This window comes from Psychrobacillus sp. FSL W7-1457 (assembly GCF_038593405.1).
Classification (GTDB): Bacteria; Bacillota; Bacilli; order Bacillales_A; family Planococcaceae; genus Psychrobacillus.
In genome coordinates, this window is the sequence record NZ_CP151993.1 from 3,777,201 (window position 1) to 3,802,205 (window position 25,005).

The window sequence follows — 25,005 nt, forward strand, 5'->3', positions numbered from 1 at the left end:
TAGTTCCGAATTTATTATTAGATAATAACCGCTTTTTCTACAACTTCCAATAAACGGAAACGTTTTGTAGCTGATAGCGGACGAGTTTCCATAATACGGACGATATCGCCGATTTGGGCTACGTTTTGCTCATCATGAGCCTTAAATTTCTTAGAATATTTAACACGTTTACCGTATAATTTATGTTTTTTATGTGTTTCAACTAAAACAGTGATTGTTTTATCCATTTTGTCAGAAACTACACGGCCAGTGTATACTTTGCGTTGATTACGCTCAGTCATGCCTGAAAACCTCCTTTATCAGTTGTTTGCACTGATTTCTCTTTCGCGAATTACAGTTTTCATACGTGCAATCGCTTTACGAACTTCACGAATGCGAGCTGTGTTTTCTAATTGACCAGTCGCCAATTGGAAGCGAAGGTTGAAAAGCTCTTCTTTCAGTGATTTTACCTTTTGTTCTATTTCTGCAGTAGTAAGTTCACGGATGTCATTAGCTTTCATTAGATTCACCACCAATTTCTTGACGTTTAACTATTTTACACTTAATAGGAAGCTTATGAGACGCTAAGCGCAATGCTTCGCGAGCTACCTCTTCAGATACGCCAGCAATTTCAAACATAATTTTCCCTGGTTTAACGACTGCTACCCAACCTTCAGGAGCACCTTTACCGGATCCCATACGAACCTCAAGAGGCTTTTTCGTATAAGGTTTATGCGGGAATATTTTAATCCATACTTTACCGCCACGTTTCATGTAACGTGTCATAGCAATACGAGCTGATTCAATTTGACGACTTGTAATCCAGCTAGCTTCAGTTGCTTGTAAACCAAATTCACCGAAAGCTATTTCTTTACCGCCTTTTGCTTCACCACGCATTTTCCCACGGTGTTCGCGACGATATTTAACGCGTTTAGGCATTAACATATTATTTGCCTCCTTCCTCAGAGTTCTTCTTAACTGGAAGGACTTCACCACGATAGATCCATACTTTAACGCCTAACTTACCATAAGTTGTGTCAGCTTCAGCATGTGCATAATCAATATCTGCACGTAGTGTATGAAGTGGTACAGTTCCTTCGCTGTAATGTTCAGCACGCGCGATGTCTGCTCCGCCTAAGCGTCCAGATACTTGAGTTTTAATACCTTTAGCGCCAGAACGCATTGTGCGTTGAATTGCTTGTTTTTGAGCACGACGGAAAGATACGCGGCCTTCTAATTGACGTGCGATACTTTCTGCTACTAATTTAGCATCAAGGTCAGCTCTTTTAATTTCTACGATGTTGATGTGTACACGCTTGCCAGTGATATCGTTTAAGTGTTTACGAAGTGCTTCGACTTCAGTACCACCTTTACCGATTACCATTCCTGGTTTCGCAGTGTGAATTGTAATGTTTACACGTTTAGCAGCACGCTCGATTTCTACTGTAGAAACAGATGCATCTTTTAAACGAGTTTCAATGTACTTACGAATTTTTAAATCTTCATGAAGTAAGTTTGCATAGTCTTTGCCAGCGTACCATCTTGACTCCCAGTCACGAATGATCCCAACTCGCAATCCTATTGGATGAACTTTTTGACCCACGAATTATCCCTCCTTCTTCTCAGATACCACTACCGTGATGTGGCTTGTACGTTTGTTGATAGCACTTGCACGACCCATCGCACGTGGACGGAAACGTTTTAGTGTTGGACCTTCATCAACAAATACTTCAGAAACAACTAGGTTGTTAATATCTAAATCATAATTGTGCTCTGCGTTCGCAATAGCAGATTTTAAAACTTTCTCAACAACAGGTGATGCTGCTTTTGGTGTAAGTTGTAAAATTGCAACTGCCTCGCCAACTTGCTTACCTCTGATTAAATCAACGACTAATCTTACCTTACGAGGAGCAATGCGCACTGTTTTAGCAATAGCTTTTGCTTGTGACATTTGAATGACCTCCTCTCAAATTAGCGTCTTGTTTTCTTATCATCTGCACCATGACTTTTATAAGCGCGTGTTGGTGCAAACTCGCCTAGTTTATGACCTACCATATCCTCAGTCACGTATACAGGAACATGTTTACGTCCGTCATATACAGCGATAGTTAACCCGATAAAAGTTGGGAAAATTGTTGAACGGCGAGACCAAGTCTTAATCACTTGTTTTTTCTCAGAATCCTTTTGTGCATCGACCTTTTTCAATAAATGATCGTCTGCGAAAGGTCCTTTTTTCAAGCTACGACCCATGCTGAAACCTCCCTCCGTGATTGCACCACGGCTCGTTCTTTGAACCGTAGTAAAACCACTTTATTTTTTACGACGACGAATGATAAGTTTGTCGGATTTGTTTTTCTTGCTACGAGTTTTGTATCCAAGAGTTGGTTTACCCCATGGAGACATTGGAGACTTACGTCCGATTGGAGTACGTCCTTCACCACCACCATGTGGATGGTCGTTCGGGTTCATTACAGATCCACGTACAGTTGGGCGTTTACCTAACCAACGATTACGACCTGCTTTACCGATGTTTACAAGTTCGTGTTGTTCGTTTCCTACTTCACCGATAGTAGCGCGGCAAACTCCTAGGATTAAACGTACTTCACCAGATTGTAAACGTACGATAACGTACTTACCTTCTTTACCTAGTAATTGAGCAGATGTACCAGCAGAACGAACTAACTGACCACCTTTACCAGGTTTCATTTCGATATTATGGATAGTAGTACCCATAGGGATGTTTTGCAATGGAAGTGCATTACCTGCTTTAATATCAGCTTCTGGTCCTGACACGATTGTCATTCCCACTTCTAAGCCTTTAGGAGCTAGGATATAGCGTTTTTCCCCATCAGCATAATTTACTAATGCGATGTTTGCAGAACGGTTTGGATCATATTCAATAGTAGCAACACGTGCTGGAATACCGTCTTTGTTTCGTTTGAAATCAATTACGCGGTATTGGCGTTTGTGTCCACCACCATGATGACGAACAGTAATTTTACCTTGATTGTTACGGCCGCCTTTACGCTTAACAGGAGCAAGTAGTGATTTCTCAGGCTTGTTCGTTGTGATTTCAGCGTAATCAAGTGAAGTCATGTTACGACGTCCGTTTGTCGTTGGTTTATACTTTCTAATCGCCATTTTATTCCCTCCTTCTTGATTATTAATTCCTTATATAAGGATTAAATTTCGAATAACTCGATTTCTTTGCTGTCTTGAGTTAATGTAACAATCGCTTTACGACGTTTGTTAGTATAACCACCAAATTTACCTACGCGTTTGAATTTACCTTTGTAGTTCATGATGTTAACTTTCTCAACATCTACTCCAAAGATTTCTTCTACTGCATATTTAACTTGAGTTTTGTTAGCGCGAGTGTCCACTTCGAAAGTGTACTTTTTATCTGCCATTACTTCAGAAGAACGCTCGGTAATGACCGGACGTTTAATAATATCACGTGCTTCCATTATCCAAGCACCTCCTCTACTTTTTCTACTGCAGCTTTAGTCATCACTAATTTATCGTGACCAACTAAATCTAAAACGTTAATGCCTGTTGCAGACACAACTGTGATTCCAGGGATGTTACGAGCAGCTAATGCTACGTTTTCATCTAAATCAGCAGTTACTACTAACGCTTTTTTATTGATTGAAAGGTTAGTTAACACTTTCACGAATTCTTTTGTTTTTGGAGCATCAAATGCTAAACCTTCAAGTACTACAATGCTTTCTTCACGCACTTTAGATGAAAGAGCTGAAAGAAGAGCTAGACGACGTACTTTCTTAGGTAATTTATAGCTATAGCTACGTGGAACTGGACCGAATACAGTACCACCACCACGCCATTGTGGAGAGCGGATCGAACCTTGACGAGCACGACCTGTTCCTTTTTGCTTCCATGGTTTACGACCACCACCAGCTACTTCAGAACGATTTTTCACTTTATGATTACCTTGACGTAGTGAAGCACGTTGAGAAATGATAGCTTCAAATAGCACAGATTCGTTTGGTTCAATTCCGAAAACTTTATCGTTTAACTCGATTTCACCAACAGAAGATCCTGCTTGATTGAATAAAGACACCTTTGTCATTCCTGTTTCCTCCTTTCTTCAGAGAATTATTTCGATTTAATAGCAGCCTTAACAACTACTAGTGATTTACGAGAACCAGGAACATTACCTTTTACTAATAGTAGGTTACGTTCAGCATCCACTCTTACGATTTGTAAGTTTTGGATTGTTACTGTGTGCCCACCCATTTGACCAGGTAATTTCTTTTGTTTGAATACACGGTTCGGAGCAACTGGCCCCATTGAACCTGGACGACGGTGGTAACGAGATCCATGGGCCATTGGTCCACGAGATTGTCCGTGGCGTTTAATAACACCTTGGAAACCTTTACCTTTAGTAATACCTGTTACATCAATTACATCGCCTTCTGCAAAACTTTCTACGTTGACTTCTTGACCAACCTCGTAATTAGCTGTATCCAAGCCGCGGAATTCGCGGATGAAGCGCTTAGGAGCGGTGCTAGCTTTGGCTACGTGTCCTTTAGCTGGTTTGTTAGAAAGCTTTTCGCGCTTATCTTCAAAACCTAACTGAATTGCTTCGTATCCGTCTGTCTCAGCAGTTTTCTTTTGAAGTACTACGTTTGGAGTAGCTTCAATAACTGTTACAGGGATTAAGTCACCGTTCTCAGCAAATACTTGCGTCATACCGATTTTTCTACCTAAGATTCCTTTGGTCATCCGTCACACCTCCTATAATAATTTGTTGTTTTTTATCTTTTACCATTAAAGTTTGATTTCTATATCAACGCCAGATGGTAAGTCAAGCTTCATTAACGCATCAACAGTTTGTGGTGTTGGGTTAACGATATCGATAAGACGTTTATGCGTACGCATTTCGAATTGCTCACGAGAATCTTTATACTTATGAACAGCACGAAGAATCGTATACACAGATCTTTCAGTCGGAAGTGGAATCGGACCCGATACACTTGCACCTGAACGTTTAGCAGTTTCTACAATTTTCTCAGCAGATTGATCCAGGATTCTGTGATCATACGCTTTTAAACGAATACGAATTTTTTGTTTTGCCATTATTTTCCCTCCTTTTCGCCTATTTTCTAGACATTCTCCACGAAAATTTTCCGTACACTCGCCATGGCAAAGCGGCCGGGTGTGTCGGTAACCTCTCGTTTCATCGCAGTCAAAGACCAACATTCAACATTATATCCAATAAAAATAGAATATGCAAGTCTTTTTCTCAAATTCTTTTTATATGCTTCAACTTTATATATATTCATTTAAACAATACATTTTTTAGCCGTTTTCTAGTATATAAAATTATCACTAAAAATACAAATGAAATGAATGGTAGAAATTCCTTTATCCCTTGTTCCACAAGTGTCATCATGCAAGAGACAAATTACCTTCTTCTATTCAAAAGAAAAAGAGCTCACTAAGGAGCTCTCTCTTCTATAGTATATATACAATTCCAAACCAACCAAAAATGATTAACGGGATATTGTAGCAAATGAACGTAGGCACACAAGTATCCCAAATATGATTGTGCTGACCGTCTACACTTAATCCCGCGGTCGGACCCAGCGTTGAATCAGATGCGGGGGAGCCGGCATCTCCTAATGCACCAGCTGTTCCTACCAGGGCTATAATCGCCATAGTACTTAATCCTAACTCTAATCCTAGAGGAACAAAAATAGCTGCAATGATAGGAATAGTTGCAAACGAAGATCCTATGCCCATTGTTACGATTAACCCAATGACTAACATAATGAGTACGGCTAAGCTGACGTTACCTGCAAGCAACTCCGCTGAAGCTTCTACTAAATTTTCTACATCACCAGTTGCATTGATCACAGAAGCAAACCCATTTGCTGTAATCATGACAAAACCTACAAAAGCCATCATTCTCATACCTTCAGTTAATAGGAGGTCCGCTTCCTTCCATTTTAAAGCTCCTGTGATATACAGTACAGTAATACCCGCTAAAGCCCCAGCTATCATTGAGTCTGTTTCAATCTGAACATACAAGGCAGCAATCAATGAAATAATAGTGAAAAATACACTACTCTTTTTAACGTTCAATTGTAATTCCTCTACAGCAACTTCCTGTTGTTTGTATTGTCTTGGCTTTCTATATAATACAAACGCCATAACTAATCCTGCCACCATTCCTAGCGCCGGTATTACCATTGCTCGAGGAATATCATCTAAATTGATTGCTAGACCAGATAGCCCCATCTGAGTAGCCACGATCTCTTGGTAGATTGCACCGAAACCATATGGCAACAACATGTATGGTGTAATCAATCCAAACGCTAAAATAGTTGCAATCAATCTACGGTCAATCTGAAGCATATTTAGTACTTTCAAAATTGGCGGAACTAATAATGGGATAAATGCGATATGGATTGGTATTAAATTTTGCGAGAATATAGCCATCATCAGTAATAACAAGAATATTAACGTCTTAGCTAGACCAGTCTTCTGGGAATCTCCTTCTCTTTTTACAAGCTTGAGAATAGCTGCTACTAATAGCTCTGGTATTCCTGTCTTGGAGATAGCCACCGCAAAGCCTCCTAAAAGCCCGTAGCTAAGCGCTATTGTAGCTCCAGCACCTAATCCATCCGTGAACGCTTTTATCGTATCTGCGACCGATAAGCCTGCTGTGAGGCCCCCTACCAATGCTCCTATAATCAATGAGAATACTACATTTATACGAAGTAGACTCAGAACTAACATAACTGCAACTGCAATTAGTACTGCATTCATTTTACACACTCACTTTCACACACTAGATTGCTAACATGATAGAAGTTTATATTCTTTTTTCCATATTGTCAATAGAATAAACTATGCCAATAGTTAACATCCAAGCATTTTACAGTGGCCCACTAGCTTCTATATAAAAAAAGCCTGACTTCCAATTGGAAACCAAGCTTTTTCTTTTTCTTTATAAAGCAGCTTTAACTACTTTTCGATAGTACCCTGCAGAAAGAATTGCAAAGATAGAGTATAGAACAATATATATACCCATCGTGATCAATAGTGGAGCTACCAACTCGGTGCCAAACAAAACCCACCCCGATTTTACTGCAAAATAACTGTGTGCTAACCCTATGATTAATGGAAAGCCGAAGTTGAACAGCTGCTTACGTCGGATCCCACTCATAATTTCATTAGTAGTGAAGCCCATTTTTCGTAAAACTTTATAGGTACCTTTCTCTTCATCCGCCTCAGACATTTGCTTGAAGTACAGAATACTACCCGTAGCTATTAAAAACGCTAAGCCTAAAAATCCACTTATAAAAATAGTCATTCCAAGTGAATCTAACATCTTTATACGATAATCTTCCTGAGATTCTACACTGACTGTGTTTGTTGCTCGGTCATTACCTGGAATAGGTATTTCCACTGACACTTTATTTGCTTCAAATACTTCTTGTGCCTTTATTAGTTGATTTTCTTCCTTCAAGTCCATACCAACTATTTTTTGATTCACAGTAAGAGGGTCATTAAGTAGCTTTTGAAAAAAAGAATCGGACACTACAACTGTAAATAAACCATAATTATGATAATCAGGTACTAACCGATCTTCTATCACTTCTTTAATAAATATTTCCTCTTTACCTGTTGAAGTATTGAACTGGATTGGTTTTTGTGATTCTATTCTTATGTTTTCTGCACTCAAACTATCATAACCCAGTATATAGCCTTCCCCTTCTTGTAATTGAATATTAGGAAGCTTATTTTGAATCGCCTTTAGGCTTACAACCTGTATACCTAGCTCGGTGGATAAATTTTTATTTAATGCAGACTCCTTGACTAATAATGGGCGAACATCTGCTGGAACCTCTAGTAAATCTATATCATACCTGGTATATTGAATACCTTCTTTATCAAATTCCTCTACCAATTCGAAGCCAGTATCCTCATACATTATATAATCATAAGGTACTGCCTCTTTTGCCACTGAGTCCGTGGAATAGTAAGAGATATAGGTTAATGTTAATATTGCTAGCGTAGTCGCTGACAATACTGTAATAGTAGTCAGAGACATGGCATTGGCTTTCATTCGGTGCATGATTGTGGATAAAGACAATACATCTTGAATAGACAGTAAACCTTTTTTACTTTTTCTTACAAAATTTAAGATTAATGCTACCGAGAATCGAAATACAAAATAGGTTCCGCCAATCGTTAAAGCAAGGATAGAAACCATTTTGAATAACAGTACATTAGCAGATGGTAAGTTATCCAAATCTAACAGTGTCGTCGATAAATAATAGCCATATCCTATAGAAATCAACCCTATAAATCCTAAAAACATCTGAAAGGCATTAAACTTTTTGACTCGCTCGTCTGCGACTGCAGTAGTTGTAATGAGAGCTAGCAGAGTTACTCTTTTGATTCTTATTGCAGTTTGTAGAATAACTATCAATAATAGTACGGAGAAAACAACTACAGTAGTCATTAGTGCTTCTATAGAAAATGAGAGCTCGACAAATGCATCCTTTTCTACTATTTTTAAGAGAATCATTACAAATATTCTTGAGGAAAGTAAACCTACTAATACACCAATGACAATCGCACTGAACCAGAGAATAATGTTCTCTATTGCTATTAGTCTAGCCACTAGGCTCTTGGACATTCCGACTAGCTGGTACAAACCTATTTCCTTGCTCCGTCTGTTCATAAAAAGCTTATTAGCATAGAGTACAAAGAAAGTTACAATAAATAATAATAAATAGGAAGCTGTTTCTAATGCAGCTGCTGATCTTCCAGTCCCGATTTCATTAACGATTGCGGGATTATACTGTAATGTGACAAAGGAATAATATAATGAAACACTGAAGACTAAAGCAAAGACATAAAGATAATAACTCTTTATATTTTTCCTCATACTTCTTAGAACCAATTGATTAAGCGTCATAGCCATCACCACTTAATACACCTTGGGTATTCATAATCTCTTGGAAAAATTGCTTGCGATCCTTATCACCTTTATACAACTCCGAGTATATTTGACCGTCCTTTAGAAATAGAACACGTGAACAAAAGCTCGCAGCTACAGAGTCATGCGTTACCATCATAATCGTAACTTTCTTTTCTTTGTTTATTTTTTCTAGATTACTTAACAACGCCGTAGCCGATTTAGAATCTAAAGCTCCAGTGGGCTCGTCTGCAAATACAATTGAAGGATTACCAACTAGTGCTCTTGCCGCCGATGTTCGTTGCTTTTGACCACCAGATATCTCATTAGGATATTTGTTTAAAATATCTTCAATTCCTAACAGAGTTGTAATCTCCCTTATCTTTTCCTCCCCCTCGCTCTTAGAGGATTTTCCTACAGATAATGGTAGATAAATATTTTCTTTAACTGTTAGTGTATCCAACAAATTATAATCCTGAAAGATAAAACCTAACTGTTCTCTTCTAAATTTGGAAAGCTTCTGTTCTTTCATTTTTTGAAGATTATTATTGTTAATCTCGATTAATCCAGATGTAACTTTATCAATGGAAGCTAAGACATTTAATAGCGTTGTTTTCCCTGAACCCGAAGGTCCCATAATTCCAACAAACTCTCCTTCTCGAACTTCTATGTCAATATCCTTTAATACTTCTTGAGTATTAGATTTTTTACCAAATACTTTTTTAATCTTGCGACCTCTTAAAATTACCATGGTCTACCTCCTACCTTTTATTAACTTCATTTTACCCATTAATTCTAGTAAAATCGTTCGTTTTAGGTGACAATCAAAGAAAGTAGATGACATTTTCGTCACCTACCTAGTATTTGTTGCATCTCATTTTGTAGTGGAAAGTGTAAGGAGAAGGTAGAACCCTGACCAATATCAGAAACAACGTTGATCCTGATCCCTAGCTTTTCGGCGGAATTCTTTGCTAAGTATAGACCCATTCCAGTTGAAGCAGCACTCTCTCTGCCAACCCTGCCAGTAAAAGACTTTTCAAAAATTCTTGGCAAATCCGATTGTGCTATTCCTATCCCTTGATCTTGAATAGAAAGGATTAGGTGACCTAAATCATCTGTAGAAGTAAAAATCCGAATTTCACTATTCTCTTTACTATATTTTACTGCATTTGATATTAGCTGCCTTAGAATAAACGCTAGCCATTTCTGATCTGTTAGTATGACGTGTTCCAAGTCGCTAACCTCAAACCCTATATTTCGTTGTATACACCATGGCATCAGCTCTTTAATTTCCTGAAATACAACTCTTTGTATAGTTACTTCCTCGATTACATTATCCTTTTCAATTGAAGGAAGTCGTGTTTTATGAAGTTGTTGATCTAAGAGCATATGCAGTCGAAGCCATTCTACTTCTAATTGCTTCTTAAGTGTTGGATCTTCTACATTGTCTATCATTAGTTTCATACTGGTTAGCGGTGTCTTCATCTCATGTATCCAGGAAAGAGTTTGATCCTTCTCTTCAAGAGAACTGGTATTGGAATCATTCAGTTCTTGTTTTCCGGTTAAAATTAGTAATTCAACCTCTTCTATAATCATTTTATCAAAAAGTGATTGTCCTTCTGGTAGTCTTGCTATAAGCTCATCGAAAGTCGGGTCACCCTGATTAATCTTTAAAACACTTTTTATAAACTTTGTTTCCCTAAAGTATCGCCATAAAAAGAATACTAAAAATAAAAGTAGGTTGGTACCATTCAAGTACACAATAGAAGTATTGGTAAAGGCAACGTCAACCGTCAGGAGAATATTGAGCCAAAGCTGGAAAAAGCCAAAAAATAAAATCCAGGCAATTCGCTCTCTAATATAATATAACAGTAACCTCATAGCTCCTCCTTAGTAACAGCTAGATAGCCTAATCCCTTCTTCGTTACAATAACCTCATCTAATCCAATTTGTTCTAACTTTAACCTCAATCTATTAACATTTACAGAAAGAGTATTATCATTTACAAACTTTTCATCATCCCATAGCTTTCTCATGAGTTCATCTCTCGATACTATTTTATCTACAGATTGGACTAATACTCTAAGGATAAATAACTCATTCTTTGTAAGTTCAGCCTCTTGTTCTTCTTTGGAAATTGTACTTCTAGAGTAATCAATAATTGCACCATTCCAATGAACGATATCTGACTGTTCCTCTCCATAATCATACGTTCTCCTTAAAATAGCTTGAACCTTTGCTAATAAAACCTCCATATTGAAAGGCTTTTGAACAAAGTCATCCGCCCCCATCTGCATGGCCATGACCATATCCATTGGGTGATCTCGTGAGGAAAGAAATATAATAGGTACTTTAGAATGTCTTCGAATTTCTCGGCACCAATGGAAACCATCATATGCTGGCAGCTGTATATCTATCATAACTAACTCGGGTTTCTGTTCTAAAAAACTAGGAAGTACTTGTTGAAAATCAGTAGGGCCTATAACTTCAAATGACCATAGATGAAATTTTTCCTTTAATAAATTAAATATAGAAACATCATCTTCTATTAGCATAATTTTTCGCATATAATTACCTCCTAATCCCAGTGTACACAATTATACACATAAAAAAAACCATCTCGTCGTCACGAGATGGTTTTAACAGTTTAAATAAGATTACTTAGTGATAGTAGCAACTACACCAGCGCCTACAGTACGTCCACCCTCACGGATAGAGAATTTAGTACCTTCTTCGATAGCGATTGGAGAGATTAGAGAAACAGTCATTTCGATGTTATCTCCAGGCATAACCATTTCTACGCCTTCTGGTAAGTTACAAACACCTGTTACGTCAGTTGTACGGAAGTAGAACTGAGGACGGTAGTTTGAGAAGAATGGAGTATGACGTCCACCCTCTTCTTTAGAAAGAACATAAACTTCAGCTTTGAAGTCTGTGTGTGGTGTAATTGAACCTGGTTTAGCTAATACTTGACCACGTTGGATCTCTTCACGAGAAACCCCACGAAGAAGAGCACCAATGTTGTCTCCAGCTTCAGCATAGTCAAGAAGTTTACGGAACATTTCAACACCTGTTACAGTAGTTGATTTTGCTTCTTCAGTAATACCGATAATGTCTACAACGTCACCGATTTTAACTTGTCCACGCTCAACACGTCCTGTAGCAACTGTACCACGACCAGTGATTGAGAATACATCCTCAACTGGCATCATGAATGGTTTGTCAGTTTGACGTTCTGGAGTTGGGATGTAGTTATCTACAGCGTCCATTAATTCAACGATTTTTTCTTCCCATTCTGGCTCTCCTTCAAGAGCTTTAAGAGCAGAACCTTTGATTACTGGAATGTCGTCGCCTGGGAAATCGTATTCAGAAAGAAGGTCACGAACTTCCATTTCAACTAATTCAAGTAATTCTTCGTCATCAACCATGTCACATTTGTTCATGAATACAACTAGGTATGGAACACCTACTTGTTTAGATAAAAGAATGTGTTCACGAGTTTGTGGCATTGGGCCATCAGCAGCAGATACTACTAAGATCCCGCCGTCCATTTGAGCTGCACCTGTGATCATGTTTTTAACATAGTCAGCATGTCCTGGGCAGTCTACGTGAGCGTAGTGACGAGTTTCAGTTTCATATTCAACGTGAGAAGTGTTGATTGTAATTCCGCGCTCTTTTTCTTCAGGAGCGTTATCGATGTCAGCGTAAGATTTCGCTACTCCACCCATTTTTTTAGAAAGAACTGTAGCGATTGCAGCAGTTAAAGTTGTTTTACCATGGTCAACGTGTCCGATTGTACCAACGTTAGCATGTGTTTTGGAACGGTCAAATTTTTCTTTAGCCATTAGAGAAATCCTCCTCAGTAATTGTTAGTTTTTTTTATGATAAAAGATAGGGACAAGTAGTCCCTATAATTCATACACTACAAGAAAGTTATGCTTGAATCAAGATGAAAAATTAATTATTCACCTTTATGTTTTTTGATGATTTCTTCAGCAATTGATTTTGGAACATCTTCATAGTGGTCAAATACCATCGAGAATACTCCTCGACCTTGTGTATTTGAACGTAATGACGTTGCATATCCAAACATTTCTGCAAGTGGAACCATTGCACGTACTACTTGTGCGTTACCACGAGCGTCCATACCTTCAACGCGTCCACGACGAGATGTGATATCACCCATGATGTCTCCTAAATATTCTTCAGGAATAACAACTTCTACCTTCATGATTGGCTCAAGAAGTGCAGGGTTTACTTTAGATACAGCATTTTTCAATGCCATAGATGCAGCAATTTTAAATGCCATCTCATTCGAGTCAACATCATGGTATGATCCGTCGAATAATCTAGCTTTGATATCGATTAATGGGAATCCAGCGATTACCCCGTTGTCAAGAGAGTCACGAAGACCTGCTTCAACAGCTGGGATATATTCACGCGGTACTACACCACCAACGATAGCATTTTCAAATTCAAAGCCTTTTCCTTCTTCGTTTGGTGAGAATTCGATCCAAACGTGTCCGAATTGACCACGTCCACCAGATTGGCGAACGAATTTACCTTCAACTTGTGCCGATGAACGGAAAGTTTCACGGTAAGATACTTGAGGAGCACCTACATTAGCTTCTACTTTGAATTCACGACGCATACGGTCAACTAGAATATCAAGGTGAAGTTCACCCATACCAGCGATGATAACTTGACCAGTTTCTTGGTCAGTGTGTACGCGGAATGTTGGATCTTCTTCAGCTAATTTTTGTAGTGCTTGACCCATTTTATCTTGGTCAGCTTTTGTTTTTGGTTCTACAGAAAGTGAGATAACTGGCTCTGGGAATTCCATAGATTCAAGAATTACTAGAGACTTTTCATCACAAAGTGTATCACCAGTTGTTGTATCTTTTAAGCCTACTGCTGCAGCAATATCTCCAGCATAAACTTGTGAGATCTCTTCACGAGAGTTAGCATGCATTTGTAGGATACGTCCTACGCGCTCACGCTTCCCTTTAGTAGAGTTTTGTACGTATGAACCAGATTGAAGAGTACCAGAATATACGCGGAAGAAAGTTAATTTACCAACATAAGGGTCAGTCATAACTTTAAACGCTAACGCAGAGAATGGTTCAGAATCGTCAGAATGACGTTCTACTTCTTCTTCACTGTCAGGATCGATACCTTTCATAGCTGGAATATCAAGTGGTGATGGAAGGTAAGCAACTACTGCATCAAGAACTTTTTGAACACCTTTGTTTTTGAATGCTGTACCACATACTACTGGATAGAATTCTACGTTAAGAGTACCTTTACGGATACCAGCAACTAATTCTTCGTTCGTAACTTCTTCTCCACCAAGATATTTTTCCATTAGATCTTCATCAAGCTCAGCTACCGCTTCAACTAATTTTTCACGGTATTCTTCAGCTTGTGCTTTATATTCTTCTGGAATTTCAACTTCTTGGATATCAGTACCTAAGTCATTTCCGTATACAGTAGCTTTCATTGTCACTAGGTCAATGATACCGCTGAATTCGTCTTCAGCACCGATTGGTAACTGAATTGGATGAGCGTTAGCTTGTAAACGGTCACGAAGAGTTCCTACAGAATATAGGAAGTCTGCACCTGTTTTGTCCATTTTGTTTACGAAAACAATACGTGGTACGCCGTAAGTTGTAGCTTGACGCCATACTGTTTCAGTTTGTGGTTCAACACCAGATTGAGCATCTAGTACTGTAACCGCACCATCAAGTACACGAAGTGAACGTTCAACTTCAACAGTGAAGTCTACGTGTCCAGGTGTATCGATAATGTTTACACGGTGATTATCCCAAGCAGCTGTTGTCGCAGCAGAAGTGATAGTGATACCACGTTCTTGCTCTTGCTCCATCCAGTCCATTTGTGAAGCACCCTCATGAGTTTCCCCAATTTTGTGGATTTTACCAGTGTAGTATAGAATACGCTCCGTAGTAGTCGTTTTACCAGCATCGATGTGAGCCATGATACCGATATTACGTGTTTTGTCTAAGGAGAACTCTCTAGCCATATTGTATTTCTCCTTCCAATTTCGGATTAGAGTATGATTGTATTAGAATCTTACCAACGATAGTGAGCAAATGCTTTGTTAGCTTCAGCCATTTTGTGCATATCTTCACGTTTCTTAACAGAAGCACCAGTGTTGTTAGATGCATCAAGAATTTCATTAGCTAAACGCTCTTCCATAGTTTTTTCTCCACGAAGACGTGAATAGTTTACTAGGTAGCGAAGACCTAAAGTATAACGACGGTCAGGACGTACTTCAACCGGTACTTGGTAGTTAGCACCACCAACACGACGAGCACGAACTTCAAGAACTGGCATAATGTTAGTTAATGCAGCTTCAAATACTTCTAATGCATCTTTACCAGAACGTTCTTTCACAAGATCAAACGCACCGTATAGAATTTTTTGAGAAGTACCTCTTTTACCGTCAATCATCATTTTATTAATTAAACGAGTTACTAGTTTCGAATTATATATTGGATCTGGTAACACGTCACGTTTGGAAACAGGACCTTTACGAGGCATGTGTTTTCCTCCTTTCGACGAATGTCAATTTATTAAATAGATTATTTTTTAACTTTAGGGCGTTTTGCACCGTATAGAGAACGGCTTTGCATACGACCAGTAACACCAGCTGTGTCAAGAGCACCACGTACGATATGGTAACGTACCCCTGGTAAATCTTTTACACGTCCTCCGCGGATAAGTACAACACTATGTTCTTGTAGGTTGTGTCCTTCTCCTGGAATATAAGCTGTTACCTCTAACGTATTTGTTAAACGTACACGAGCGTATTTACGAAGTGCTGAGTTTGGTTTTTTCGGCGTCATTGTCCCAACACGAGTACAAACCCCACGCTTTTGTGGCGAATTAAGATCTGTAGCTGATTTTTTAAAGCTATTGTAGCCTTTTCCTAATGCTGGAGACTTTGATTTCGTGATGTTGGATTTACGAGGCTTACGTACCAATTGGTTAATTGTAGGCATCGATTATTCCTCCCTTCATTTGTTCTTTTAATACCACACATCCAGGTGGTTCATTTTTTGGGTAAAAACAAAGTCTTTGTGCTTAACACAAAAACTGTTACACAGTAATAGCCACAACGGAAGCGCCTAAACGCAAACCACAGGCTCTACCAAGGTCTATTTTAGACTCGACATAGGTAATTGGGACATCATTATCGTTTGCTGCCTGACGTGCTAATTCAATGATTCTCAATTCTACATCAAGTGCAATATATACTTCTTTGACAAGCCCTTTTTTCATTGCTTTTACTGCTTGCTTTGTACCTATGATCGTTTTGTCTGCTTGTTTTACTTTTTCATAAGACATTTACATATCCTCCAAAGCTACAAGTCCGATAACTATCAACCTTAAATATATTATCATTCCCTGCAAAAAGTGTCAACACTTAACAAGAAAATATTAGGGAGAATTATTATTAACTCTCCCTAATATAAAGTTATTCTGCGCTTACTGCTTCTTTTTGTGCATCTGATTCGTTTTTAGTTATTTGAATTTGACGGTAACGTTGCATACCAGTACCAGCCGGAACTAGTTTACCAATAATAACGTTTTCTTTCAATCCAAGTAGCTCATCACGTTTTCCTTTAATAGCTGCATCCGTTAAGACACGAGTTGTTTCTTGGAAAGATGCTGCTGATAAGAATGATTCTGTTTCAAGAGATGCTTTTGTAATACCAAGGATAACTGGGCGACAAGTTGCAGGAATCTTACCTTGAAGTACTGCTTCTTTGTTCGCTTCAGCAAATTGATGAATATCTAATAGTGAGCCAGGAAGCAAGTCAGTTTCTCCCGCTTCAATTACGCGCACTTTACGAAGCATTTGGCGAACCATTACTTCGATATGCTTATCACCAATTTCTACCCCTTGCATACGATAAACTTTTTGTACTTCTTTTAACAAGTACTCTTGAACAGTTGAAACATCTTTTACTTTTAACAATTCCTTAGGATCGATAGAACCTTCTGTTAATACTTGGCCACGATGGATTACGTCATTTACTTGAACTTTTAGACGAGCATTGTATGGTGCTAAGTATTTACGAGTCTCTACATTACCTTGAATTGTAATTTCTTTTTGTCCTTCTCTAATTTCATCGATTTCAGTAACCGTACCTGTAATCTCTGAAATAACCGCTTGCCCTTTTGGATTACGAGCTTCGAAGATCTCTTGAATACGTGGAAGACCTTGTGTGATATCATCACCGGCAACCCCACCTGTATGGAATGTACGCATCGTTAACTGAGTACCTGGTTCCCCGATAGATTGAGCTGCGATAATACCTACCGCTTCCCCTACTTCTACCTTGTCACCAGTAGCTAAGTTCAAGCCGTAACATTTTTTACATACACCGTGTTTCGTATTACAAGTAAATGCTGAGCGGATAGTTAATTGAGTAATTCCAGCATCTTCAATCAAACGCGCGATTTCATTAGTAATTAAGCCGTCTCTTTCTAAAATAACATGCCCTTTTTCAGGATGGAAAATTGTTTTCTTCGTATGACGACCAACAATACGTTCGCCAAACTCTTCAATAACTTCCGTTCCTTCCATAAGAGATCCTATTAGTAAGCCACGGTCAGTACCACAGTCATCCTCACGTACGATTACATCTTGCGCTACATCAACAAGACGACGAGTTAGGTAACCTGAATCGGCTGTTTTAAGTGCTGTATCGGCAAGACCTTTACGTGCACCATGTGTAGAGATGAAGTATTCAAGTACTGTTAAACCTTCACGGAACGATGACTTGATCGGAAGTTCGATAATTCGACCAGCCGGATTGGCCATCAGACCACGCATACCTGCAAGTTGAGTAAAGTTGGACGCGTTACCACGGGCACCAGAGTCACTCATCATGAAGATCGGGTTCATATTATCTAATGATTTCATTAGTTTTTCTTGAATAACTTCTTTTGCTCTACTCCAATGTCCAATAACGCTTGCATAACGCTCTTCTTCTGTTATTAGACCACGACGGAATTGTTTCAATACTTTATCTACTTTTCCTTGTGCTTCTTCAAGAATCTCACCTTTGTCTGGAAGTACGACGATATCAGAGATACCAATAGTTATACCAGCCTTAGTGGAGTACTTAAATCCAAGTGCTTTCATACGGTCAAGCATTTTAGAAGTTTCTGTAATATGGAAACGTGTAAATACTTCAGCGATGATATTACCTAGAATTTTCTTCTTGAATGGTTGAACAAGATCCATAGATTCAATATGTTTTTTCACATCTGTTGTAGTAGAGATGAAATATTTTTCAGGTGTTTCAATTTGTAAATTATAATCCGTTGGTTCGTTAATGTACGGGAACGTTTCAGGAAGTATTTCGTTAAAAATAACTTTACCTACAGTAGTTAATAACAACATCTTGTTTTGTTCTTCCGTAAACGTCGGATTTTTTAATGATGATGCAGCAATTGCAATTCGAGTATGCAAATGTACATGACCAGTGTTATATGCGATTAACACTTCTTCTGGACCGTAGAATGTAGAACCTTCACCCATTGCACCTTTACGCTCTAGTGTTAAGTAATAGTTACCTAATACCATATCTTGAGAAGGTGTAACAACTGGTTTACCATCTTTAGGGTTCAAAATGTTTTGTGCTGCAAGCATTAATAGACGAGCTTCCGCTTGTGCTTCTGCTGATAAAGGAACGTGAACAGCCATTTGGTCACCATCAAAGTCAGCGTTATATGCTGTACATACTAGAGGGTGAAGACGAATTGCACGGCCTTCTACTAATGTTGGTTCAAATGCCTGGATACCTAGACGGTGAAGAGTAGGTGCGCGGTTTAATAAAACCGGATGCTCCTTGATTACATCTTCTAGTACATCCCAAACCTCAGGATGCATGCGCTCGATTTTGCGTTTTGCACTCTTAATATTATGTGCCAAGCCTCGTTCCACTAGCTCTTTCATAACAAACGGTTTAAATAACTCGATTGCCATCTCTTTTGGAAGTCCACATTGGTACATTTTTAAGTTTGGTCCTACTACGATAACGGAACGACCAGAATAGTCCACGCGTTTACCAAGTAAGTTTTGACGGAAACGACCTTGTTTCCCTTTAAGCATGTGAGAAAGTGATTTCAACGGACGGTTACCTGGTCCTGTTACCGGACGGCCACGACGACCATTATCAATCAATGCATCTACAGCTTCTTGTAGCATACGTTTTTCATTTTGAACGATGATGCTTGGAGCACCTAAGTCTAATAAGCGTTTTAAACGGTTATTACGGTTGATCACACGACGGTATAAATCATTTAAATCTGATGTCGCAAAGCGTCCGCCATCTAATTGAACCATTGGACGTAATTCTGGTGGAATTACCGGAAGAACATCTAAGATCATCCAATCTGGCTTATTCCCTGAGTTACGGAATGATTCAACTACTTCTAAACGTTTAATCGCACGTGTACGACGTTGACCTTGAGCAGTTTTCAACTCTTCTTTTAGGTGTTCAGTTTCACTTTCTAGATCTATTTCTGATAATAGACGCTTAATAGCCTCTGCACCCATAGCCGCTTGGAATTTGCTGCCAAACTTATCTCGGTATGCACGGTATTCTTTTTCAGAAAGTAATTGTTTCTTTTCAAGAGGTGTATCCGCTGGTTCGATTACTACGTAAGAAGCAAAGTAAATTACTTCCTCAAGTGATCTTGGAGACATATCCAAAATCAGACCCATACGGCTTGGAATACCTTTGAAATACCAAATATGTGATACAGGAGCTGCCAATTCAATGTGTCCCATACGCTCACGACGAACTTTCGAACGCGTAACCTCAACTCCACATCGATCACAAACTACGCCTTTATAACGAACACGTTTGTATTTACCACAATGACATTCCCAGTCTTTTGTTGGACCGAAAATACGCTCACAGAATAACCCATCTTTTTCAGGTTTTAGTGTACGATAGTTAATTGTTTCAGGTTTTTTTACTTCTCCATAAGACCATGAACGAATTTTATCTGGTGAAGCTAAACCAATTTTCATATACTCAAAATTATTAACGTCTATCAAGGAGCCTACCTCCCTTTAGTCTTGAGTCTTTAGAAAGACCTTCCAAGTAGCTCTGCATAATGCAATTTAATACGGAAATACGGACAGGCATCACCTGTCCGATTTTTTATCTAATCAATTATTCCTGCTTTGCCTTACTCTAAGTTTCCAACTGGCTCTTCTTCGTTAGCTATTGGTAATAAACCAAGCGCATCAGCTGCCGGAATATCGTCATCTTCATCTAAATCGCGAAGTTCAATTTCTTCTTCGTCAATTGTTAACATCTTAACGTCCATACCTAAACTTTGAAGTTCTTTTATCAATACTTTGAATGATTCAGGAACGCCTGGTTCAGGAACGCTTTCTCCTTTAACGATCGCTTCATATGTTTTCACACGTCCAACCACGTCATCGGATTTAACCGTTAAGATTTCTTGTAATGTATAAGCAGCACCATAAGCTTCTAGTGCCCATACTTCCATCTCACCAAAACGTTGTCCACCGAATTGTGCTTTACCTCCAAGAGGCTGTTGCGTAACAAGTGAATAAGGTCCTGTTGAACGAGCATGAAGCTTATCATCAACCATGTGGGCAAGTTTGATCATATACATAACCCCTACAGATACGCGGTTATCAAAAGGTTCACCTGAACGACCATCATATAGAGTCGTTTTACCATCACGGTTTAAGCCTGCTTCTTCCATTGTGTTCCAAACATCTTCCTCGTTGGCACCATCAAATACTGGTGAAGCCATGTGTACACCAAGAAGTCTAGAAGCCATACCTAAGTGAAGCTCTAATACTTGCCCGATATTCATACGAGAAGGTACCCCTAGTGGATTTAACATAATATCTACTGGTGTTCCGTCTGGAAGGAAAGGCATATCTTCTTCCGGTAGAATACGAGAGATTACCCCTTTGTTACCATGTCGTCCGGCCATTTTATCCCCTACAGAGATTTTACGTTTTTGAACGATATAAGCACGTACTAATTGGTTAACGCCTGGTGATAACTCATCTCCATCTTCACGATTGAAGACTTTAACGTCTAATACAATTCCGCCTGCACCATGAGGTACACGTAGAGATGTATCGCGAACTTCACGCGCTTTTTCACCGAAAATAGCATGAAGTAAACGTTCTTCAGCAGTAAGTTCTGTAACCCCTTTAGGTGTTACTTTACCAACTAAAATATCTCCGTCTCTTACTTCTGCACCAACACGGATAATCCCACGGTCATCTAAGTTACGTAATGCATCTTCTCCGACGTTTGGAATATCTCTAGTGATTTCTTCTGGCCCAAGCTTCGTGTCACGTGATTCTGATTCGTATTCTTCTATATGCACAGAAGTATAGACATCATCTTTCACAAGACGTTCACTCATAATTACAGCATCCTCGTAGTTGTATCCGTCCCATGTCATGAAGGCTACTAGTACGTTACGACCTAGTGCAAGCTCTCCTTGTTCCATAGATGGACCATCTGCAAGAATATCTAAAGGTTTAACGCGGTCTCCAACTTTAACGATTGGACGTTGGTTAATAGATGTACCATGGTTAGAACGCTCGAATTTGTGTACTTTATAAGTTGTTAAGTCACCTTTAACTTCTTTTCCGTCCACTTCTTCAATTCGACGTACACGAATTTCCTTCGCTTCTACGTGTTCTACGATACCGTGATATTTCGCAATAACCGCTGCACCAGAGTCACGTGCATTGACGTGTTCCATCCCAGTTCCGACAAACGGAGCTTCTGGGTTTAAAAGAGGAACCGCTTGACGTTGCATGTTCGCTCCCATTAGGGCACGGTTAGAGTCATCATTTTCTAAGAACGGAATACATGCTGTCGCTGCAGAAACTACTTGCTTCGGCGAAACGTCCATGTAATCAATTTGATCTCTTCTAAATACCGTGTTATCTCCACGGAAACGACCAACTACTTCTTCGTTTTTGAAAGCACCATCTTCAGATAGTGGCGAGTTTGCTTGCGCAACAACGTAGTTGTCCTCTTCATCAGCTGTTAGGTAATCAATACGAGAAGTCACAAGACCTGTTTCAGGGTCCACACGACGGTATGGTGTTTCGATAAATCCAAATTTATTTACTTTCGCAAAACTGGAAAGTGAGTTAATTAATCCAATGTTTGGTCCCTCAGGAGTTTCAATCGGACACATACGACCATAGTGAGAGTAGTGAACGTCACGTACTTCGAACCCTGCACGCTCACGCGTTAAACCACCGGGTCCTAAAGCAGATAGACGACGCTTATGAGTCAACTCTGCAAGTGGGTTTGTTTGGTCCATGAACTGAGATAACTGCGAGCTACCAAAGAATTCCTTGATAGATGCAATAACTGGACGAATATTTATCAGCTGTTGTGGAACAATTGCTTGTGTATCGTTAATAGACATACGCTCACGAACTACACGTTCCATACGAGAAAGACCAATACGGAATTGGTTTTGCAATAACTCTCCAACTGAACGTAAACGACGGTTACCAAGATGGTCAATATCATCTGTGTTTCCAACGTTGAATAATAGGTTAAAGAAGTAACCAATAGATGAAACGATGTCAGCAGGCGTAATGTTTTTAACTTCTGTTTCCACATACGCATTACTAATTACGTTAATTTCTTTTTGCTCTTCATCATTTGGCGCATAAATTTTAATCGATTGAACCGTAATATCGTCTTCTAACACTCCACCTACTTGAGAGAATGTTTTAAAGCCAATTCCGTTTTCCAGATGAGGAATCAGTCTGTCTAATACACGACGATCAATCAGCGTACCAGCTTCAACTAAGATTTCACCTGTTTCAGGATCCACTAGCGTTTCTGCTACCGTTTGGTTGAATAAACGATTTTTAATATGCAATTTTTTGTTCATTTTGTAACGGCCAACATTAGCTAAGTCATAGCGTTTTGGGTCAAAGAAGCGAGAGTATAGCAAGCTCTTTGCGCTTTCAACTGTTGGTGGCTCACCAGGACGTAAGCGTTCATAGATTTCTAATAACGCTTTTTCAGTAGTTTCTGTATTGTCCTTTTCAAGCGTGTTACGTAAATACTCATTGTCACCGATTAAATCAATGATTTCTTGATCTGAACCGAAGCCTAAAGCACGAAGTAAAACAGTTACTGGTAATTTACGAGTTCTATCAATACGAACATAGACTACGTCTTTTGCATCAATCTCGTATTCCAGCCATGCACCACGGTTAGGAATAACTGTAGCACCAAAGCCTTTTTTACCATTTTTGTCAGTTTTGTCATGGAAGTATACACTTGGTGAACGGACTAGCTGAGATACGATTACTCGCTCAGCACCATTAATTACGAAAGTTCCGGTTTCTGTCATTAGTGGGAAATCACCCATAAAGACATCCTGTTCTTTCACTTCATCCGTTTCTTTGTTATGAAGACGTACTTTTACGCGTAGTGGTGCTGCGTATGTTGCGTCACGTTCTTTTGATTCATCGACTGAATACTTTGGTTCATTCAAACTATAGTCGACAAATTCCAATGATAGATTGCCTGTAAAATCCTCGATTGGTGAAATATCTTTAAACATTTCACGTAAACCTTCTTCAAGGAACCATTCATAAGATGCTGTTTGAATCTCAATAAGATTCGGTAACTCTAGCACCTCACTAATACGCGCAAAACTTCTACGCTGGCGGTGTTGTCCGTACTGAACTAGTTGACCTGTCAACTCATTCACCCCTCAATTAAAGCGATATTAGGTCTTTTCGATATAGACATTTTGGTGTATGATATCGAAAGACAAAAAGAAAACGAGTTCTTAATAAGAGCTCATTTTTGATTCACCAAACTTTTCTCGGCCAGTATACCCATAAAGTATAGCTTTTATACAAAAGGGCATAAGTCCTCAAAATAATATTTTTGCATTTTATTATAATATCATAGCGATTTTGTCAAGTCAATCTTTTGTACCTTTTATAATCCAATAACCTTTTTCTTTGTTCACAACTTCTACTTGACCAAAAATCTCTTCTAAAAAACTAAAAGTAGATGGCGCCCCTTGTTTCTTTTGAATTACAACCCACAATTCTCCCCCTGAAACTAATTTTTCATAGGAATCCTTATAGAAACGAAATATAGTCTCTTTTCCAGCGCGAATAGGTGGATTAGTTATAATAGCCGCAAAGTTTGCAGTTTCCACTGCTGACAACCCATCACTTTCATAGATTCGCACATTTTGTACCCCGTTAGCAGCCGCATTTTTTACTGCAAGTTGGATTGCACGTGTGTTAACATCTACTAAATGAACTGTTCTTTCTTCATTTGCTTTTGCAACGGCAAGTCCAATTGGACCGTACCCACAGCCCACATCCAATATATCTCCTTCGAGATCTGGGGCACTAAAAGCATCAATTAATACACGGGAGCCAAAATCTACTTCGCTCTTACTAAATACACCAGCATCTGTTTCAAAACGAAAATCATGACCAAGTAATTTAAAATTCCAATGTTGAGGCTTACTTTCCGTTTGAGGTTTTCTAGAATAATAATGTTCAGACACCGTTTAACCCTCCATCATACATACGAAGAAAAGCCCGTCGTATATAGACGAGCTTTTTCCCCGAGTTGTACCAGAAATTACTTAACTTCTACGTTAGCGCCTACTTCTTCAAGTTGAGCTTTCATAGCTTCTGCATCTTCTTTAGATACGCCTTCTTTAATAGCTTTAGGAGCGTTATCTACTACTTCTTTAGCTTCTTTCAAGCCAAGACCAGTGATTTCACGAACTACTTTGATTACTTTGATTTTTTGGTCGCCTGCAGATGCAAGGATTACGTCAAATTCAGTTTGCTCTTCAGCAGCAGCAGCACCGCCACCAGCAGCAGCAGCTACAGGTGCAGCAGCAGTAACACCGAATTCTTCTTCGATTGCTTTTACTAAGTCGTTTAATTCAAGAACTGTCATTGATTTGATAGCTTCTAAGATTTGCTCATTATTCATTTTATTTTC

Annotated in this window: 25 protein-coding genes; all 25 read right to left on the reverse strand. The window is 39.0% G+C overall.

Annotation, left to right across the window (positions count from 1 at the left end; genetic code table 11):
* Positions 1-17: 17 nt before the first annotated feature.
* Positions 18-281 carry a 30S ribosomal protein S17 gene (gene rpsQ / locus NSQ95_RS18615; protein ID WP_169359360.1) on the reverse strand — a complete coding sequence of 88 codons (264 nt, stop codon included), beginning with the start codon at positions 279-281 and terminating at the stop codon, positions 18-20.
* 18 nt (positions 282-299) lie between these two features.
* Complete coding sequence (gene rpmC / locus NSQ95_RS18620) at positions 300-500, reverse strand: 50S ribosomal protein L29 (RefSeq protein ID WP_053591325.1); 201 nt, start codon at positions 498-500, stop codon at positions 300-302.
* Positions 490-924: a 50S ribosomal protein L16 gene (gene rplP, locus NSQ95_RS18625; RefSeq protein WP_144540987.1), complete on the reverse strand. Its 435-nt coding sequence runs from the start codon at positions 922-924 to the stop codon at positions 490-492. Before rplP ends, rpmC begins: the two co-directional genes overlap by 11 nt.
* A gap of 1 nt (position 925) precedes the next feature.
* Positions 926-1,582: a 30S ribosomal protein S3 gene (rpsC, locus tag NSQ95_RS18630; protein ID WP_169359361.1), complete on the reverse strand. Its 657-nt coding sequence runs from the start codon at positions 1,580-1,582 to the stop codon at positions 926-928.
* Between the two features lie 3 nt (positions 1,583-1,585).
* Entirely contained in the window at positions 1,586-1,930 is a 345-nt protein-coding gene (gene rplV, locus NSQ95_RS18635) for a 50S ribosomal protein L22 (protein ID WP_144540983.1), read from the reverse strand.
* A 20-nt stretch (positions 1,931-1,950) separates the two neighbouring features.
* Positions 1,951-2,229, reverse strand: a complete 279-nt coding sequence (gene rpsS, locus NSQ95_RS18640) for a 30S ribosomal protein S19 (protein ID WP_090567829.1) — start codon at positions 2,227-2,229, stop codon at positions 1,951-1,953.
* Between the two features lie 60 nt (positions 2,230-2,289).
* On the reverse strand, positions 2,290-3,120 hold the full coding sequence (rplB, locus tag NSQ95_RS18645) for a 50S ribosomal protein L2 (RefSeq protein WP_169359362.1): 831 nt from the start codon (positions 3,118-3,120) through the stop codon (positions 2,290-2,292).
* A 41-nt stretch (positions 3,121-3,161) separates the two neighbouring features.
* A complete protein-coding gene (rplW, locus tag NSQ95_RS18650; protein WP_144512677.1) occupies positions 3,162-3,446 on the reverse strand; it encodes a 50S ribosomal protein L23 in 285 nt (94 codons plus the stop codon).
* A complete protein-coding gene (rplD, locus tag NSQ95_RS18655; RefSeq protein ID WP_169359364.1) occupies positions 3,446-4,069 on the reverse strand; it encodes a 50S ribosomal protein L4 in 624 nt (207 codons plus the stop codon). Before rplD ends, rplW begins: the two co-directional genes overlap by 1 nt.
* Before the next feature lie 26 nt (positions 4,070-4,095).
* Entirely contained in the window at positions 4,096-4,725 is a 630-nt protein-coding gene (gene rplC, locus NSQ95_RS18660) for a 50S ribosomal protein L3 (RefSeq protein ID WP_144540976.1), read from the reverse strand.
* Between the two features lie 45 nt (positions 4,726-4,770).
* The gene (gene rpsJ, locus NSQ95_RS18665; RefSeq protein ID WP_042478628.1) at positions 4,771-5,079 is read right to left on the reverse strand and encodes a 30S ribosomal protein S10; all 309 of its coding nucleotides are present in this window, start codon (positions 5,077-5,079) and stop codon (positions 4,771-4,773) included.
* Positions 5,080-5,457: 378 nt separating this feature from the next.
* Positions 5,458-6,774, reverse strand: coding sequence for a Na+/H+ antiporter family protein (locus NSQ95_RS18670; RefSeq protein WP_340881386.1), 1,317 nt, complete (start codon positions 6,772-6,774; stop codon positions 5,458-5,460).
* A 181-nt stretch (positions 6,775-6,955) separates the two neighbouring features.
* Positions 6,956-8,935 (reverse strand): ABC transporter permease, encoded by a 1,980-nt coding sequence (locus tag NSQ95_RS18675; RefSeq protein WP_340881384.1) that lies wholly within the window; start codon positions 8,933-8,935, stop codon positions 6,956-6,958.
* Complete coding sequence (locus NSQ95_RS18680; protein ID WP_340881381.1) at positions 8,925-9,686, reverse strand: ABC transporter ATP-binding protein; 762 nt, start codon at positions 9,684-9,686, stop codon at positions 8,925-8,927. Before NSQ95_RS18680 ends, NSQ95_RS18675 begins: the two co-directional genes overlap by 11 nt.
* A 98-nt stretch (positions 9,687-9,784) precedes the next feature.
* On the reverse strand, positions 9,785-10,816 hold the full coding sequence (locus NSQ95_RS18685) for a sensor histidine kinase (protein WP_340881378.1): 1,032 nt from the start codon (positions 10,814-10,816) through the stop codon (positions 9,785-9,787).
* Positions 10,813-11,502: a response regulator transcription factor gene (locus tag NSQ95_RS18690; protein WP_169359369.1), complete on the reverse strand. Its 690-nt coding sequence runs from the start codon at positions 11,500-11,502 to the stop codon at positions 10,813-10,815. Before NSQ95_RS18690 ends, NSQ95_RS18685 begins: the two co-directional genes overlap by 4 nt.
* 90 nt (positions 11,503-11,592) lie before the next feature.
* Positions 11,593-12,780: an elongation factor Tu gene (gene tuf / locus NSQ95_RS18695; protein WP_298472467.1), complete on the reverse strand. Its 1,188-nt coding sequence runs from the start codon at positions 12,778-12,780 to the stop codon at positions 11,593-11,595.
* A gap of 116 nt (positions 12,781-12,896) precedes the next feature.
* A complete protein-coding gene (fusA, locus tag NSQ95_RS18700; protein WP_298472463.1) occupies positions 12,897-14,975 on the reverse strand; it encodes an elongation factor G in 2,079 nt (692 codons plus the stop codon).
* Positions 14,976-15,025: 50 nt separating this feature from the next.
* On the reverse strand, positions 15,026-15,496 hold the full coding sequence (rpsG, locus tag NSQ95_RS18705; protein ID WP_169359372.1) for a 30S ribosomal protein S7: 471 nt from the start codon (positions 15,494-15,496) through the stop codon (positions 15,026-15,028).
* 41 nt (positions 15,497-15,537) lie between these two features.
* Positions 15,538-15,957 carry a 30S ribosomal protein S12 gene (rpsL, locus tag NSQ95_RS18710; RefSeq protein WP_169359373.1) on the reverse strand — a complete coding sequence of 140 codons (420 nt, stop codon included), beginning with the start codon at positions 15,955-15,957 and terminating at the stop codon, positions 15,538-15,540.
* Between the two features lie 97 nt (positions 15,958-16,054).
* Entirely contained in the window at positions 16,055-16,303 is a 249-nt protein-coding gene (locus NSQ95_RS18715; RefSeq protein ID WP_340881372.1) for a ribosomal L7Ae/L30e/S12e/Gadd45 family protein, read from the reverse strand.
* Positions 16,304-16,433: 130 nt separating this feature from the next.
* Entirely contained in the window at positions 16,434-20,036 is a 3,603-nt protein-coding gene (rpoC, locus tag NSQ95_RS18720) for a DNA-directed RNA polymerase subunit beta' (protein WP_340881369.1), read from the reverse strand.
* 134 nt (positions 20,037-20,170) lie between these two features.
* Positions 20,171-23,725 carry a DNA-directed RNA polymerase subunit beta gene (gene rpoB / locus NSQ95_RS18725; protein WP_340881366.1) on the reverse strand — a complete coding sequence of 1,185 codons (3,555 nt, stop codon included), beginning with the start codon at positions 23,723-23,725 and terminating at the stop codon, positions 20,171-20,173.
* A 228-nt stretch (positions 23,726-23,953) separates the two neighbouring features.
* The gene (locus NSQ95_RS18730) at positions 23,954-24,556 is read right to left on the reverse strand and encodes a class I SAM-dependent methyltransferase (protein ID WP_342560046.1); all 603 of its coding nucleotides are present in this window, start codon (positions 24,554-24,556) and stop codon (positions 23,954-23,956) included.
* Between the two features lie 77 nt (positions 24,557-24,633).
* Positions 24,634-24,996, reverse strand: coding sequence for a 50S ribosomal protein L7/L12 (gene rplL, locus NSQ95_RS18735; protein WP_169359378.1), 363 nt, complete (start codon positions 24,994-24,996; stop codon positions 24,634-24,636).
* Positions 24,997-25,005: the final 9 nt, after the last annotated feature.

Excerpts from the sequence above, each read along its gene's own strand:
- rpmC (WP_053591325.1), bottom strand. The coding sequence starts at position 500 with ATGAAAGCTAATGACATCCGTGAACTTACTACTGCAGAAATAGAACAA.
- rplV (WP_144540983.1), bottom strand. The coding sequence starts at position 1,930 with ATGTCACAAGCAAAAGCTATTGCTAAAACAGTGCGCATTGCTCCTCGT.
- rpsG (WP_169359372.1), bottom strand. The coding sequence starts at position 15,496 with ATGCCTCGTAAAGGTCCTGTTTCCAAACGTGACGTGTTACCAGATCCA.
- NSQ95_RS18715 (WP_340881372.1), bottom strand. The coding sequence starts at position 16,303 with ATGTCTTATGAAAAAGTAAAACAAGCAGACAAAACGATCATAGGTACA.
- rpsL (WP_169359373.1), bottom strand. The coding sequence starts at position 15,957 with ATGCCTACAATTAACCAATTGGTACGTAAGCCTCGTAAATCCAACATC.
- fusA (WP_298472463.1), bottom strand. The coding sequence starts at position 14,975 with ATGGCTAGAGAGTTCTCCTTAGACAAAACACGTAATATCGGTATCATG.
- NSQ95_RS18680 (WP_340881381.1), bottom strand. The coding sequence starts at position 9,686 with ATGGTAATTTTAAGAGGTCGCAAGATTAAAAAAGTATTTGGTAAAAAA.
- NSQ95_RS18690 (WP_169359369.1), bottom strand. The coding sequence starts at position 11,502 with ATGCGAAAAATTATGCTAATAGAAGATGATGTTTCTATATTTAATTTA.
- tuf (WP_298472467.1), bottom strand. The coding sequence starts at position 12,780 with ATGGCTAAAGAAAAATTTGACCGTTCCAAAACACATGCTAACGTTGGT.
- NSQ95_RS18670 (WP_340881386.1), bottom strand. The coding sequence starts at position 6,774 with ATGAATGCAGTACTAATTGCAGTTGCAGTTATGTTAGTTCTGAGTCTA.
- rpsS (WP_090567829.1), bottom strand. The coding sequence starts at position 2,229 with ATGGGTCGTAGCTTGAAAAAAGGACCTTTCGCAGACGATCATTTATTG.
- rplB (WP_169359362.1), bottom strand. The coding sequence starts at position 3,120 with ATGGCGATTAGAAAGTATAAACCAACGACAAACGGACGTCGTAACATG.
- rplL (WP_169359378.1), bottom strand. The coding sequence starts at position 24,996 with ATGAATAATGAGCAAATCTTAGAAGCTATCAAATCAATGACAGTTCTT.
- rpsQ (WP_169359360.1), bottom strand. The coding sequence starts at position 281 with ATGACTGAGCGTAATCAACGCAAAGTATACACTGGCCGTGTAGTTTCT.
- rplC (WP_144540976.1), bottom strand. The coding sequence starts at position 4,725 with ATGACCAAAGGAATCTTAGGTAGAAAAATCGGTATGACGCAAGTATTT.
- NSQ95_RS18685 (WP_340881378.1), bottom strand. The coding sequence starts at position 10,816 with ATGAGGTTACTGTTATATTATATTAGAGAGCGAATTGCCTGGATTTTA.
- rplD (WP_169359364.1), bottom strand. The coding sequence starts at position 4,069 with ATGACAAAGGTGTCTTTATTCAATCAAGCAGGATCTTCTGTTGGTGAA.
- rpsJ (WP_042478628.1), bottom strand. The coding sequence starts at position 5,079 with ATGGCAAAACAAAAAATTCGTATTCGTTTAAAAGCGTATGATCACAGA.
- rplP (WP_144540987.1), bottom strand. The coding sequence starts at position 924 with ATGTTAATGCCTAAACGCGTTAAATATCGTCGCGAACACCGTGGGAAA.
- rplW (WP_144512677.1), bottom strand. The coding sequence starts at position 3,446 with ATGGAAGCACGTGATATTATTAAACGTCCGGTCATTACCGAGCGTTCT.
- NSQ95_RS18675 (WP_340881384.1), bottom strand. The coding sequence starts at position 8,935 with ATGACGCTTAATCAATTGGTTCTAAGAAGTATGAGGAAAAATATAAAG.